Source organism: Streptomyces sp. NPDC086766 (genome assembly GCF_044746005.1).
Lineage (GTDB): Bacteria > Actinomycetota > Actinomycetes > Streptomycetales > Streptomycetaceae > Streptomyces.
Map to the genome: position 1 here is coordinate 16,886 of NZ_JBIVBI010000018.1, position 13,771 is coordinate 30,656.

Below are 13,771 nucleotides of genomic sequence, written 5' to 3' on the forward strand. Positions count from 1 at the left end.
ACACGCCCGTCTGACGCGTCAGCGCCGACATCACCCCTTGGAATAGATCATCTAGTCGGACCTGGTCACATTGCTATCAGGTTGCGGCGGCCCGCGGGCAGGGCGCCGGCCCAGAGAGTGAGGGGTGCCCGTAGTTCACGGCCTGCCTGATAAAGGCCGAGACCGGCGCCGTGTCCCCCTGAGGAGCGGGCCATGCGCCAGAGGGTGTGCAGAAGGCAGGGACGGCGGAGACGAGGCTGACGCGTCGGTGCCGGCCATTGAGGTGCGTCCTTCGAACAAAGCTTGGCCCAGGGCCCATTGCATCTTTTGGTAGTTGTGCTCGACGCACCGACGGAACCTGGCCAGCCCCACCAACGACGGCAGCGGCATGGGAGATAGCAGGCTCGATAGCTGGAAATCGCACCGGCTCCGCCCCTGTGGCGGGCCCCTCGACCAGCAGCCACCGCTCGCAGAACTCCGTACCTTCCGGGGCGATCGCGCCTTCGGCGGGACGTACACGCAAGGCGACGAAACGCGAGTACATGCGCTTCAGGCCGCTGCGGCCTGTGCCCGGCCGGGAGCGCTCGCGCCAGCACACAAGCCGTGGGCACGCCGGCGCCGGCCTCCATGACCAGGTTCGTCACCAGCATGAGCCTATCCGGGTACTGCGCCACCGGTGGACGGCCCGTGCCCTGATAGGAGGGGTGACTGGCCGGGCATAGACGGGATGAGCAGTGAGCTGGGAAGAGACCCCGACCGCGTAGGGCAGTCTCCGTCCTCCAGTCCCCGGCGGGGGGCTCTGGCATCGCCACAGCCGGCGTCCGCGACGACCAGAGGGACGCCCGCGGTCTCACAACTGGGTTTCATCGATCATGCCCAGTGCCAGTGGCCATTCCTCTCCGTGGCCGAGCGAGCGAGATGATCCCGCAACGATACCGGCGGGCAAAATCATCGGCGGCTGCACGATGGAGGGCGCTGGAAACCGGCCAGGGGTCATGCAGCTCGCCAGGAGCGCAGCCGGTCGGCGATCTGGTACGAGTCCAGAGCCAAGGCACGGGTGTCCTTGATCAGATCGAGCCAGAGCTCGAACTTCGTATCGACGCGCACCCCTGAGATCTCCAGGTATGCGATGGCCAGACCGTATCCGAAGAGCTCGTTGCGGGCCGGGAGCGGACGCAGCAGAACGCATTCCTCCAGGAACACCGCGGCACGCCAGAAGTCATCCGGGTGGTGCTGGTCGTGGCGCGGCGGTCGACCTTGTGGCGGGCCGCCATGCCTACCAGGATGGAGAAATCGTCGACGGTCAGGTCCTCCGGCAATAGCTCTTCCTGGCGCTCCAGGAACCACCGGTAGTCGACGTAGTACTCGCCCGACACAGGTCAGGCCGCCCGCGGGGCGTGCTTGGCCGACCTGGGGCCGCCGAACTCGGCGTCGAAAGCTACCATGGTGGCCGGGTCACCGGTGACCCGGCGGAATGTCTCGGCCCCGGCGTTCAGAGCCCGCTCGCGCTGCTTTTCTTCGGCGACCCTGGCGAGGTAGTCCTCCAGGGACACTCCTTCGGTGTCGGCGAGATCCTGCAGCGCGGCCCTGGTGGGGTCGTCGATCTCGATGTCGGCCATGCTCCGAGTATGCCGTGCAACGCGTCACCAAGACCACCTTCTCCAGAAGTAGCCGGTGAGCTGGTCTTTTACAGCTCTGCTTCCCGGCCCTCGAAGCGGCCGAAACACGGAACGGCGTCCAGCGGGTCCTTCTACGAGACGCCCACGGTGTCGTCGGGTCTGGCGTACGCGGTGTCGGCGAAGGCAGAGCGGACCGCCCCCTCCCTGGCCTGGTCGCGCTCGGAGAGCCAGACGCTTGCGCACGTCATGCAGGCCCGGAACGCAGACAGCGGCTGGTGACATGGGGCGTGTGGACAGCGAGCGTCACGCTCCGCGGCGGCGACGGAAGCGCTGGACATATCCGGGGGCTTCGCTGGGGATCACAGTCTCGGGACCGATCCGAGGCGCCTCAGGCAGCGGCCGCCATTGGTCGGCCGCTGCGGGCGCGGGCATTCCAGAGCTGGACGAGCAGACGCATGACGAGCGCCTCGATCACGGCAACCGCCACCTTGGTGAGCAGCGAGGTCAACAGATGCGGCGCGGGATGACACCTTTCGAGTGAATGCTTGACGTACGTTGCCTTTGTCCGCTGCCGTGACGTCGCATGGACGGATCCCAGGTCTGAGCAATCGCGGCGGAGTGAGGCGATCGCAGCTCGATCCGGTTTACCTGCATCCCATCAGACGTGCCAAGATCCCGACCTGGCACAAAATGCCTGATCACACAGGGGGCGGGTGTTACCGTCCCTCGCATGGCTGAACTGATCGCTCCCACGGGACAGCTGCATTCCTCGTGGCTCGCGGCGCGTGACGAGTGGCAGCCTGGTGCTCACCAGGCTGGGACTGGCCTGCGTCTGGCCGGTGACGATGACCTCGACAGCCCGGAAGGGTTCGCCTCATGGATCCAGCGGCTGCGACGGCAATCGGACCGTTCACTGCCTGTCGCGGAAGGACGCGTCCACGCCACCCACTGGTGGATCGTCGATGGCGAGAGCTACCTCGGGGCCATCGACCTTCGGCACTATCTGAACGCCTTCCTATTGGAAGGCGGCGGACATATCGGCTACAGCGTTCGGCCTTCTGCCAGGAGACGCGGACTGGCCTCGTGGACGCTGGGAGCGGTCCTACTCAAGGCGCCGGCGCTCGGTCTGGACCAGGTCCTCCTCACCTGTGACGATGGCAACGTCGGCTCAGCGCGCACCATCGAGAGCCATGGTGGCGTCCTCGAAGATGTGCGCAGCACCGAAACCGGGGTCAAGCGCCGCTACTGGATCACTCTCGACCACACTCGTCACAGCCACTCAGCCAGGGCCGCGACGCGGACGGTCCCCGCGTAGCGGACCGCGAGCTTGTCCACCTCGTGGCCACAGCGTGGTGTCTTTTACGGGGAGCCCACGCGCTGCCCGGCGGTGATCACGATGGACATGGGTTTCTGCCCCTGCTCGACGCCCACGTGCAACTTGCTGGCCAGCCCGCCGCGCGACCGTCCGATCCCGTGGTCGTCCGGCTCAACGGCGACGCTCGAGTCCGCCCAAAACTGGTGGCCCACGGTGAACAGACCCTAGCTCATCGCCCTCGTCCAGGCCGGCGCCCGCTGCGAACAAGGCACGCTCGTCGAACGTTCCCATCCGGAGGCAACGTGACCACTCTCAAGCCGGAAACCATCCGCACCGACCGACTCTCTCTACTTCCCTTGCAGGTCGGCCACGCCGACGAGATGGCCCCGGTGCTGTCCGACCCCGACCTGCACGCCTTCATCGGAGGCGCTCCGGAGAGCGCCCAGACCCTGCGCGCCCGCTACGAACGCTGGGCCGACGGCTCGCCAGACCCCTCACAGGCCTGGTGCAACTGGGTGATCCAGCTCCGCGACGCGGCCTGCCTGACGGGCACGCTCCAGGCGACGATCACAGCCGACGGTCACAAAGCCGCCGCGGAGATCGCCTGGGTGGTGGGAACTCCATGGCAGCGGCGCGGCATCGCCACCGAGGCAGCCCAAGGCCTCGTCGCCTGGCTCCGGGAACACGCCGTGCTCACGGTCACCGCCCACATCCACCCGGACCACAAGGCATCCGCCGCCGTCGCCACCGCAGCCGGGCTCACTCCCACCGACCAGTGGCGCGACGGAGAAATCAGGTGGCAGCTGACAACCGGCTGACCGTGCATCGAAATTTCTTGACGCTTACGCTTCGCCGCAGTTCGAGACGGTCCTGGAAGCGATCCGGGTGCCCCGCATCGGTCCTGGTCGACCCCGCAAGCACCCGGTCCGGGGGCGAGCCGACACGGCGTACAGCTCCCGCCACAACCAGGCCTACCTGCGGGGACACGGAATGAAGGCACCCCATCCACTCCCGGCGGACAGGATCCGCAACCGCCAGCAACTCGGCTCCCGAAGCGGTCGACCACAGAAGTCCGACAAGACCGACTACCGCGAACGACATGCCATCCAGTGAGCGATCAATCGCCTCGAACGCCACCGTGCCGCAGCCACGCAATGGGACAGTCTCGCCCTCCGCTACGAGGTGACCGTGCTGAGCGCAGGCCTCAACGAGTGGCGGTGACCAGCGCTGTCCCCACAGAGCTTGACGGTCGGGGAGACCCCGCGGGGTCAGGGGTGCACCGTGGCGCGCCTACCACAGCACCAAGCGGTCTGACTCACCACAGGGTCGTCTGCGGGAACTGCGAGTCCGAACCAGGCAGACCAGGAGCCTTCCACGCCCCACTCCTCCACAGCAATGCCGTCCAGGCGGCCTGGCATTCCGGGAGCCGTGACAGAGTGTGGGGCGTGAGTCCGGAAGATCTGATGTCGCATATGACGCGGCTTCGGCGCGCGCAGATAGGCCTGCGCAGGGCCCCGCACAAGCCCTTGCTGCTGCTGTGGCTGCTCGCCCGCTTCCACATCCGCGGCACGAGCGCGGTCTCGTACGAGGAGGCCGAAGAGCCGGTCAGCCGGCTCATCAATGACTTCGGGCCCACCCTCGCCAGCCCGTCCCGGGCCCGGGAACGTGCTGCAATGCCCTTCGTGCATCTCGAGCGCGCCCTGTGGGAACTGCACGACAGCGCCGGCAACACGCTGGGCCCGGATGTGCCCGAGCGTGGTGCCCGGCTCTGCGCGGCAGGCGCCCACGGCAGGTTGCAGCCCGACATTGAAAGGCTGCTGACGGATCCCGCCACGCTGGCCGCAGCCGTGCGACTGCTGCTGGATCAGCACTTCACGCCCAACCTGCAGCCATCTCTATGTGCTGCCCTCGGCTTGGAGCCGACCCTGCTCGACAGCGCGGCAAGCCGCCCGGTCACCCCGGCGCGCCGTGCCCGGCGAGCGGGTTTCACCGAGGAGGTCTTGCGCGCCTACGCCTACGCGTGCGCGTTCTGCGGGTACGACGGCATGCTCGGCCGCAACCCAGTCGGCCTGGAAGCCGCGCACATCCGCTGGCACGGCCAAGACGGACCCGACACCATCACCAACGCGCTCGCCCTGTGCGCCCTGCACCACACCCTTTTCGACCTCGGCGTCCTAGGCCTGACAGACGACCTGCGCATCAGCGTCTCCCGACTGTACGTCGCCCGCAGCCACGCTGGAGGCACCGTTGACGCTCTGCACCAGCACCCCCTCACTGCGCCGCGCCCCGGCCACCCCGCCCCCGGCCCGGAGTACATCCGCTGGCATCACGACCAGGTGTTCAAGCACACCAGCACAGCGTGAGCGGGATGCCTTGAGCCCTGCATCTCTTCCCGCGGGAGCCGGCCAGCGCGCCGAGCGCCGCAGGCATCAGAGGCTGCCGTCTGCGCGCTCAGCCCGCTGCGGATGTGGAAGTCGCAGTGCCTCGAGCCAGGCGGGCACCCCTCCTGCGCGCCCGCCCGGCAGACAGCCGCAGCAGTTGGGGCAGCGGGATACCGTCTTGGGCCCACTGACCAAGCCGGTCCCGGTCGACCCAGTGAACATGGTGACTGTTTTCGGCGGGATGCATGAGAGCCAGTGGGACGGCGGTTTCGAGAGCCACGTTGGGCCGTCTGTGAGGGGGATGGACAACGGCACGACATCATGATCGGCGGCGGAAACGGGAGCCGCCCCTATCGGGTGACTTCGGCCAGCCTGGCTTGGATGCGGGAGTGTCGGTGGCGGGGGTGTGGCCTCGGGCCGGTAGCTTGTGGGTCCTGGGCCCTGTCGGTCCGTGTCCCTGACAGGCGCGGTCGGGGAGGGCCCGGCCTCTTTGTGCGGTGGCGAGTGATGGGTCGGAGGTCCTAGGCCGGGCTTACGTCTCCAGCCCGTTACGTCGCCGTGGCGTCCTGCCTACTGTCCATGCCATGGATACGACAGGGACTCTGGACGAGGCGCTTGAGCGACTGCACAACTCGGGGCCCGAGCGGCTTGGGCGGCTCACCAATCACGCGCCGATGGCCGTCGAGGCCCTCGCTGCTCGCGGACAGACACGTTCGGTGCACCGCTGGCTCGACCTGTACGCACGCAAGCTTGAGGAGTTCCCGTCCCGTGTCGAGCCGGTCACGGACGACAGTTGGTCTTCCGCGCTTGGCGATCCGCGCCGCGCGGCCGACTGGATCGGCTACTTCGAGCGCGAGGTCGCCGAGCGTCCGTGGCGCGAGGTGCTCACTCAGTGGTGGCCCCGTCTTCTGCCCGGCATGTACGGCGGCTCGACGCATCCGGTGATCCGGGTGGGCCACGCCGTGCGCATGCTCCTGTCCGGTGAGATCACCGAACCTCGTCTGGCTGAACTTGCTCACGGTCTCGGCTACTGGGCCGCGCGCCACCGGCCCGTCGCGGACCTTGGCCCGCTGCCCGGCGCCGACAGCGCAGCCGCCGCTCTTGAGATGGTGCCGCCCATCGCCATGCAGGACGGCGGCTTCTCCGCCCGGCTCGACCGGGTCAGGACCCTGCCGGTGTGGGCGGCCGCGGTAACGGAACCGAGCGACGCGTACTACCGCCTCGCCGAACTGGTGCGGGCGGCAACCCACCGGTATGCCACCCACGGCCACGGCGAGGAGACGATGCTGGTACACGCGGCCACGGCTCCCAACGCTGTCCTGCGCACCCTGCCCGCGCTCCCGCACGCCCTGTGGCTATCGAGCCTGCGGGCAGCCTGGACGGCCTCCGCGGCAGTGACCGCGATGTACGTACCGGCCAGCCCGGTTGCATACGCCCCGCCCGGCACCTTCACTCCCGAAGAGGTTTTTGAACGGGCCTTGGCGCACGGCGATGAACACGTCATCAAGCTGACGGATACAGCCCTCGATGTCGGCGATGAACCGGCCCTTGCGGCGGCTCTGCGCTCCATGGAGCTGAGCGCCCCGTTGGGATGAGGCACATCCACAGCTGAACCGCGTGCGGGGGTGCGACGCGCCACGGGCGTCACTGCTTCTTGCCCTGGCGTTCGTCCCGGGTGGCCTGGTAGCGGTAGGAGTCGGTGCCGGTCTGGATGAGGGTGCAGCGGAAGGTGATCCGGTCGGCGATGGCCGCGCAAAGCCTGGGGTCGCCGAAGGTCTTGTCCCACTCGGCGAACGGCGAGTTCGTGGCCACCTCGGTCGCCTTGCACTCCTCACGCTCGGTGAAAATCTGGAACAGCAGCTTCGCGCCCTTCTATCGGCTGGGCCCACGCCGGCGGCGCCCTGATGTTCATCGACCCCCACCAAGACTCCTGGCCCCGCGCCGCCCCCTTCCTCGCCCACGAGCCGCTGATGCGGCGCATCGCACTGATCGACCTCAACGCCCGTGGCCCCACCCCCCAGCTGAGTGCGTGGAACCCGCTGGACATGCACCAGGGTCCGGCCGCCCACGAGGTGGTCGAGGCAGTCACCGACGCCTTCGCCTCCGTGCTGGGCTGGGACGACGCCGGCGCGCCGCGGGCCATCACCATCCTCACGTCCTGCCTGACCGTGCTGGCAGCCGTCAACGAGGCCGCCTGCGCCGCCCAGCGCCCCCAGGACCAGGCCACCGTCTTCCAGGTGCGCGCCCTGCTCGCCGACCCCGCCTTCCGGCACGCAGCCCTGCACGCGGTGGCCGACCGGCTCGACCCGGACACGGCAGGCTGGTGGCGCACCGTGTTCCCCACCCTGCCGGCCGACGCGTTCGCCGTCGTGCTCAACCCTCTGGCCCGGCTGGCCGCCCACCCCATCACCCGCGCCTTCCTCGGCCAGGGCCGAAGCGTCTACGACAGCCGCACCGCCATGGACAGCGGCCTCATCGTGTGGGTGTGCCCGGGCGGGACCGGACCCACCGACCGCCTGATCACCGCGCTCATCGCCCGCGACCTGCTGCGCGCCGTACGCTCACGCCGCGACACCCCCGAACAGCAGCGACGGCCCTACCGGCTGTACTTCGACGAACTGATCACCCTCACCGGCGCGGCACCGGAGACCATCGCCGCCATGTTCGAAGACTTCCGCAAATACCGGGTCACCGTCCACGGCATGACCCAACTGTTGGGCCGCCTGCCCGCTCCCGTGCGGATGTCCCTGCTGCAAAACGCCTCCACCCTCGCCACCACCACCGGCTCCCAGTCCGCGATCGCCGCTGTCACCGCCGAATGGGGCAACCAGTGCGGCCCAGACCAAGTCACCGCTCTGAACCGGTTCGAGCACTACATGTCACTGACCGTCCACGGTCGCCGGATCGGCCCCGTGAAGATCACCGGACCCCACCTCGACGACGTGTTCGCCGACCACGCCCGCCCCCGCCAGGTGCCCGCCCTGCAGCGCGCCGCCTGCGCCACCGCCCGCACCCAGCCGCTGGCCGAACTGACCCGCCGGGCCGGAAGCCAAAACGAGCGCGTTCACGCCTTCCTCGCCCACCACACCGCCGGCCGCGCAACCGCCGCAGAGCACACCCACCCCAAGGGATACCAATGACCCCCACCCGCCCCTCCCCCGTATCGCCCACCGCCCGGTTCACCCCCCGTCCGAGCGAACCGCTGCCCCATCAGATCCTGCTCGCCCTTGCCCAGCACCGGATGGCCACCACCGGCCAACTCCAGACCCTGCTGCGCCCCGATGCGAGCCGGCAGGCCCTCTCCCACCCCCTCAACCGGCTCCGCCAGCGCCACCTCGTCCACTACACCGTGCTGGCCCAATCCCACCGCACCCGCGCTTGGTACCTCACCGCGGACGGGGCCCGCCTCACCCGCGACCATCCCGCTCTGCGCGGACGCCCCCCGTATCCGATCACCTCAGCCACCGCCGCCTCCCTGAAGACCCCGCACACCCTCACCGTCCTGCGAACCCACCTCGCCTTCGTCACCGACGCCCGCCGTCTGGGCCACGAACACGGCCACCTCGACTGGACCCCGGAGGTCTCCCACCCCATCGGTGAGGGCCAGCGCATCACGGCCGACGCCCTCATGCACTACACCGTCACCGACCGCCAACAGCGGCGCAAGCTGCGCGCCTTCGTCGAAGTCGACCGCGCCACCATGAGCAGCGAACGCCTCGCCGTGAAACTCATCGACTACGCCCGCCTGTGGACCTACCAGCCACCCACCACCGGCCGCCGGACGGCCCCGTCCCGCGACGCCGACGGCGGCCTGCCCTGGCTGCGCTGGTACCCGGTCTTCCCGCGCATCCTGTTCGTCCTCACCGGCGCCGGCCGGACCACCCTGCAGCACCGCATCGACGACCTGCAGGCCATGACGGCCCAACATCCCCTCGTCGGCGCGCTCGCCCGCCAGGTGCCCCTGGGGGCCGCCGTCCTCGAGGACCTCGAACACCACGGTGCCGCCCAGCCCGTGTGGGTGTCCCTGGCCGGCGGCGGACGGCGCCCGTGGACCGAACTATGACGACGCGGAACGGCACTCCGACACCGGCTCGAACCGTTCTGCAGCAAGTGTCGGGCCGGGCCCAAGGCGCTGCCTGCACCGGCCCCCTTTCGGCGGCCCAGAAGGGAAGGCGCGGTCGAGGGCCGCGTCCACCGGATCACCATGCCCAAGCGCCGGATGGTCCGCCGCACCGGTCTCGTGCTCCTGCGCGCGCAGCTCGAGAACAGCCCGCGAGTACGGAAGCCGGTAGCTCCCACTCGACGGGCGCAGTAGCCCGAGGGAGCCTCGCCACTGCACGTGCGGGGCACGTCGGCTGCCGCACCGTTGCAGCCCGTGGGCCGCCGCTCATTGGCAGAAGAGCTCCCTCGACCCCGCCCGCCCTACGATCCTCAGGAAAGCGCATCACAGGGTGCGAGCCCCCACACGCGCCATCACTCTGCGTCCCTTCAGCGACACCTCGGGTACATCGCTGGATCGGGGGGCGGTCCCCCTTCTCCTGCTACATCCCCCTGGAGGGCTGCACTCCCCACGTCCCGTCGTGCAGCCGAGCTCGGTGCCGGGTAGCTCGCGCGGTCCCGACGAGGAGAGCAGCACAGACGGAGGCCACCGGCCTTTCACCTGAAGGCCTACCACCGCTTCCGGCACCGTCGTCGGGCATACCACCAGCGCGGCCCCGGAACAGGGCCGGCGGCGCACAGGGCAGGGCACCCGTCAAGCCGGTGTGCAGACGCCTGGCAAGCGGGCAACGAACACCCCTGCGTGACCAGTTCTCCTGCCTTCCCGCTCGGGGGTACGCGGACGCCGTCCGCGCCGGTCAGAGTGCCGGGCGAGTCACTCCTGATCTGCCGCGCGCCGCATCCCCGCCGCCGGACGCCGGCCCGCAGGGCCTGGATTGTCACAGGACGCCCACACACCTCAACCACCCCTTGAAATTTGCTGACGCGAACAACTAGGTTCGAAGCGCAAGCCCTCACAAATGCGACCTTAGAAGCCTCTAAAACACCTGTCGAGGAGTCAGTCCATGCTCAACTGGACCGCCGAAATTCGCATAGTAGAAGAGTTACCGCGGATGGTGCTTCCCGCGGGCACCCAGACGCTTTCCTGCACGGGTGACGCCTGCGTACTCACCGCCACCGAAGACTTCACCCACCAAGACCTGAATCTGATCCGCCGTCAGTTCCCCCATCGGCACGTCACCCTCGACGGCGACGTGATCACCGTGTGGCCCCGCCCGAAGGAGGAGCAGTGACGGCTTCGGACAGGCGCAGTCCCCACCCTGCAGGGCGGGCGGCCCGAACGCTCCCCGTGCTCCTGGCCACCGCCGCCGTCCTCGCCGGAACGGCCGGCTGCACCTATCGGGAGGACGCGGCCGCGGCCCAACACACCCGCCCCGCGCCCGACCGTTCCGCCCCACCGCAGCCCTCTCAAAGGCCACTGGCCACGCTCAAGGGACAGCACCGACTGGTCCTCACCCTCACCTCCGCCCGCCGAGATCCGGGCGGTTCCCTCACCGTCCGCGGCACGCTCACCAACGAGGCGAACGAGTCGACCGTCGTGTCCGCCCAGCTGGAAGGCAACGAAAGCGACATCGTCAAGAACGGGCCCTCCCTCGGCGGAGCAACGCTCGTCGACCTCCGCGAGGCAAAGCGCTACTACGTACTGCGCGACACCGACGGACGCCCCCTGACTACCACCGGCCTGTCCACCCTCGCCCCCCACGAACGCGCCTCGGTCTACATGCAGTTCCCCGCCCCGCCGGCCAGCACGAGAAAGGTGGACTTCCACCTCCCGCAGTTCGACACCGCGACCATCACCGTCACCGGGTAAACCCCATGACCTCCACCCACCCCCGCACCATCCGACACGCAACGGCACACCTGCTGGCCGCCCTCACCGCAATACTCCTGCTCACCCTTGCCCAGCCGGCCTCCCCCGCCCACGCCGCACCCAGCCCGCCGCCGGCCGACACCGCCAGCTCGAAACCGGCCGGCACCGCAGGCGACACACCTGCCTCCGGCCTGCTGCTGCCAGTCGGCCGGACTCTCGCCCCCGCCAAAGTCCTGCCCCTCGAAAAACCCCGCCTCGGCCTCAATCAGGCCATCGCCACCAGCTCCGCAGCGCCCCGCCCGCAGCCCTTTGCCCCCCGACCACCGGCAGGTCCTGCACCCGCACGGAGCCACGGCACATCCCCGGCAGGGACACACTCCCCCTCCGCGGCACGCCCGAGCAGTACTCGCTCCCCCACCGGCAGGTCCACCTCGGCAACACCGGCGCACCACTTCGCGCGGCTGCGGGCAGTCGCGGGATACGCAGCACTCGCGGCAGCAGCCGCCCTCGCCGTGGCCGCCGGGCGCCGCCTGCTCCAACGCCGCCGCGCCCACAGCAGCCACACCCCACCAGCACCCGTCCCCGGCCGATCCCAGGCGAAGGCAGAAGCCGGCCCCGGCGACCGGGACGCCCTCGCCAGGCTAGACCTGGCGCTGCGCGCCCTGGCGCACACCGCAGCACACAACCACGCAGCACCACCCCGGCTGCGGGCCGCACGCCTCAACGCCCAAAGTGTGCGCATACTTGCCGACACCCCCGGCCTCGCCCCGCAGCCGCCCTTCACCCCCACCCCCTCCGGCTGGTGGCAACTGCCCGCCCACACCCCACTGGCCGAAGCGGAACGGCCCCACGACATCGCCCCGCCCTACCCCGGCCTTCTCCCCCTCGGCACCACCGACGACGACGGCGACGAGGCCCTGCTGATGCTCAACCTCGCCCCTCACCGCGCACTCCTGCTGGACGGAGACCCCGCATCCGTCGCCGAAGTGGTGACCGAACTAGCCCTCAAAGCTGCGGCGACCTTCTGGGCCGACCACCTGGAAATCATCACCGTCGGCCTCACAAGAGATCTTCCCGCACTGCCGCCGGGCGGCCAGCACACCCCGTTGCGCCAGGGTGCCCAGGCCCTACACCACCTCAGCCAACGACTCCTCGAAGACCACCAGCACCCCGGCCCGGCGGCCGGCCCGTACCGCCTGGTTCTGGCCGCCACCCCTCTGCACGACAGCGTCGCCGGCCAGTTCGCCCGGCTCCTCGCCCAGAGCGCTACGGCATCCGCCACGCTCATCGCGCCCGCCGACACCCTAGCCCCGCACTTCCCCCACGCCCCCGTCCTCGACGCCTCCACCTCCAGGCCACAGCGCCTGCCCGGCCTGGACCACCCCATCACCCTCCTACGCCCCCACCCCGACACCGGTTACGGCAATTGCCCCGCCACCGACCACACCGACCTCCTGGCCGACCAGCCCGCAGACACCCCCAGCGATACAACCGACAACAGCCACCGGTCCGAACCCGACGGAGAGCACACCACCCGCCCTGCCACGGCCACCTCCAGCACGACGGGCATCGACGCCTTCCCCGCCCTCACGGACGCTCACCGCCGCACCCAACAGCCGTCACGCCCGCAACCATCCTCAGCGACGCAGCCAGGCACCCAACCCGATCCGGGCCCCACCGACCCCGCCGATGCGCTCACCGGCGCATGCTCAGCCGATGCTTGCCCGGCGGCCCACCGCAAGCCAGCCAACGCCGCACCCCCCACCGGGCATGACGGGCGGGCACCGGAAATCCGGGTCCTCGGCCCCATCGAAGTCGACGGCCTCGGCCACACCGGCCACGGACCCCGCACCGCCCAACTCGCCGCCCTGCTCTACTTCCGCCCCGGCCGCACCGCCGATGCCCTGTGCACCGCCATGGACCCCACCACCCCCTGGACCACCACCACCCTCAACGCCCGCGTCCAAGGATTGCGCCGCGCCCTCGGCAACGACCCCACCGGCCACCTCTACGTCCCCCGCCGCCACAGCGGCGACGACCCCTACCGCCTGCACCCCGCCGTGCGCTGCGACTGGACCACCTTCCAGCGCCTCACCCAAGACGCCCTGCACCAAGGGCCCTCAGGCCTACCCGACCTGGAAAAAGCGCTCAGCCTGGTACGAGGCCGGCCTTTCGCAGACCAGCCACCCCTCTGGGCCGAACCCCACCAACAAGAAATGATCACCGCCATCGTCGACGTCGCCCACACCGTCGCCACTCACCGCACCCCACCAGGACCTCACCACAACCTGCGCACAGCCCGCCACGCCGTCACCGTCGGCCTCGACATCGACGACACCTCCGAACTCCTCTACCGCGACTGGCTCACCATCGAAGCCGCAGCGGGCAACCGACCGGGACTCCACACGGCCCTCACCCGCCTGCAACACCTCAACCGCACCCTCAACGCCCCTCTGGAAGAGGAAACCGAACAACTCATCGCCCACCTCCTCACCCCCCACCCCGGCCACGCCGAACCACCAAGCCGATGACCACCCCTCACCCCAGCACCCGCACGGCAGTCCGCCGCCCGCAACCACCACTCACCAGCCGACACGCCCCCGAACGC

General features: G+C 69.7%; 12 protein-coding genes and 1 pseudogene. 9 read left to right on the forward strand and 4 right to left on the reverse strand.

All coding sequences use genetic code 11. The features are described 5' to 3' along the window. Positions 1 to 972: 972 nt before the first annotated feature. Complete coding sequence (locus tag ACIPM1_RS27670; protein WP_402439127.1) at positions 973 to 1,182, reverse strand: hypothetical protein; 210 nt, start codon at positions 1,180 to 1,182, stop codon at positions 973 to 975. 176 nt (positions 1,183 to 1,358) lie between these two features. Further along, entirely contained in the window at positions 1,359 to 1,598 is a 240-nt protein-coding gene (locus ACIPM1_RS27675; RefSeq protein WP_402439129.1) for an antitoxin MazE7, read from the reverse strand. 730 nt (positions 1,599 to 2,328) lie between these two features. Here ACIPM1_RS27675 and ACIPM1_RS27680 point away from each other — a divergent pair. After that, complete coding sequence (locus ACIPM1_RS27680) at positions 2,329 to 2,913, forward strand: GNAT family N-acetyltransferase (RefSeq protein ID WP_402439131.1); 585 nt, start codon at positions 2,329 to 2,331, stop codon at positions 2,911 to 2,913. Between the two features lie 44 nt (positions 2,914 to 2,957). Here the strand turns inward: ACIPM1_RS27680 and ACIPM1_RS27685 are convergent, their stop codons facing one another. Further along, the gene (locus ACIPM1_RS27685) at positions 2,958 to 3,125 is read right to left on the reverse strand and encodes a hypothetical protein (protein ID WP_402439133.1); all 168 of its coding nucleotides are present in this window, start codon (positions 3,123 to 3,125) and stop codon (positions 2,958 to 2,960) included. 90 nt (positions 3,126 to 3,215) lie between these two features. Between ACIPM1_RS27685 and ACIPM1_RS27690 the strand changes: the two genes are divergently transcribed. The 3 genes from ACIPM1_RS27690 to ACIPM1_RS27700 all read left to right on the forward strand — a co-directional run bounded on the left by ACIPM1_RS27690 (position 3,216) and on the right by ACIPM1_RS27700 (position 6,889). Beyond that, positions 3,216 to 3,731 carry a GNAT family N-acetyltransferase gene (locus tag ACIPM1_RS27690; RefSeq protein ID WP_402439135.1) on the forward strand — a complete coding sequence of 172 codons (516 nt, stop codon included), beginning with the start codon at positions 3,216 to 3,218 and terminating at the stop codon, positions 3,729 to 3,731. A gap of 627 nt (positions 3,732 to 4,358) precedes the next feature. Continuing rightward, the gene (locus ACIPM1_RS27695; protein ID WP_402439137.1) at positions 4,359 to 5,276 is read left to right on the forward strand and encodes a phosphorothioated DNA-binding restriction endonuclease; all 918 of its coding nucleotides are present in this window, start codon (positions 4,359 to 4,361) and stop codon (positions 5,274 to 5,276) included. 602 nt (positions 5,277 to 5,878) lie between these two features. After that, the gene (locus ACIPM1_RS27700; protein WP_402439139.1) at positions 5,879 to 6,889 is read left to right on the forward strand and encodes a questin oxidase family protein; all 1,011 of its coding nucleotides are present in this window, start codon (positions 5,879 to 5,881) and stop codon (positions 6,887 to 6,889) included. Positions 6,890 to 6,938: 49 nt separating this feature from the next. Here the strand turns inward: ACIPM1_RS27700 and ACIPM1_RS27705 are convergent, their stop codons facing one another. Next, a complete protein-coding gene (locus tag ACIPM1_RS27705; protein WP_402439291.1) occupies positions 6,939 to 7,154 on the reverse strand; it encodes an ATP-binding protein in 216 nt (71 codons plus the stop codon). A gap of 11 nt (positions 7,155 to 7,165) precedes the next feature. Between ACIPM1_RS27705 and ACIPM1_RS27710 the strand changes: the two are divergent. The 5 genes and pseudogenes from ACIPM1_RS27710 to ACIPM1_RS27730 all read left to right on the forward strand — a co-directional run. After that, positions 7,166 to 8,434 (forward strand): annotated as a pseudogene (locus tag ACIPM1_RS27710) (ATP/GTP-binding protein); the annotation flags it as partial. Further along, positions 8,431 to 9,357: a replication-relaxation family protein gene (locus ACIPM1_RS27715; protein WP_402439141.1), complete on the forward strand. Its 927-nt coding sequence runs from the start codon at positions 8,431 to 8,433 to the stop codon at positions 9,355 to 9,357. The pseudogene ACIPM1_RS27710 and the gene ACIPM1_RS27715, both read left to right, overlap by 4 nt. Positions 9,358 to 10,357: 1,000 nt before the next feature. Next, positions 10,358 to 10,585, forward strand: a complete 228-nt coding sequence (locus tag ACIPM1_RS27720) for a hypothetical protein (protein ID WP_402439143.1) — start codon at positions 10,358 to 10,360, stop codon at positions 10,583 to 10,585. Between the two features lie 56 nt (positions 10,586 to 10,641). Continuing rightward, positions 10,642 to 11,163, forward strand: a complete 522-nt coding sequence (locus ACIPM1_RS27725) for a hypothetical protein (RefSeq protein WP_402439145.1) — start codon at positions 10,642 to 10,644, stop codon at positions 11,161 to 11,163. A gap of 734 nt (positions 11,164 to 11,897) precedes the next feature. Next, positions 11,898 to 13,694, forward strand: a complete 1,797-nt coding sequence (locus tag ACIPM1_RS27730; protein WP_402439147.1) for a hypothetical protein — start codon at positions 11,898 to 11,900, stop codon at positions 13,692 to 13,694. Positions 13,695 to 13,771: the final 77 nt, after the last annotated feature.

Coding starts and splice junctions, on each gene's coding strand:
- ACIPM1_RS27675 (WP_402439129.1), bottom strand. CDS start 1,598: ATGGCCGACATCGAGATCGACGACCCCACCAGGGCCGCGCTGCAGGAT.
- ACIPM1_RS27680 (WP_402439131.1), top strand. CDS start 2,329: ATGGCTGAACTGATCGCTCCCACGGGACAGCTGCATTCCTCGTGGCTC.
- ACIPM1_RS27700 (WP_402439139.1), top strand. CDS start 5,879: ATGGATACGACAGGGACTCTGGACGAGGCGCTTGAGCGACTGCACAAC.
- ACIPM1_RS27715 (WP_402439141.1), top strand. CDS start 8,431: ATGACCCCCACCCGCCCCTCCCCCGTATCGCCCACCGCCCGGTTCACC.
- ACIPM1_RS27720 (WP_402439143.1), top strand. CDS start 10,358: ATGCTCAACTGGACCGCCGAAATTCGCATAGTAGAAGAGTTACCGCGG.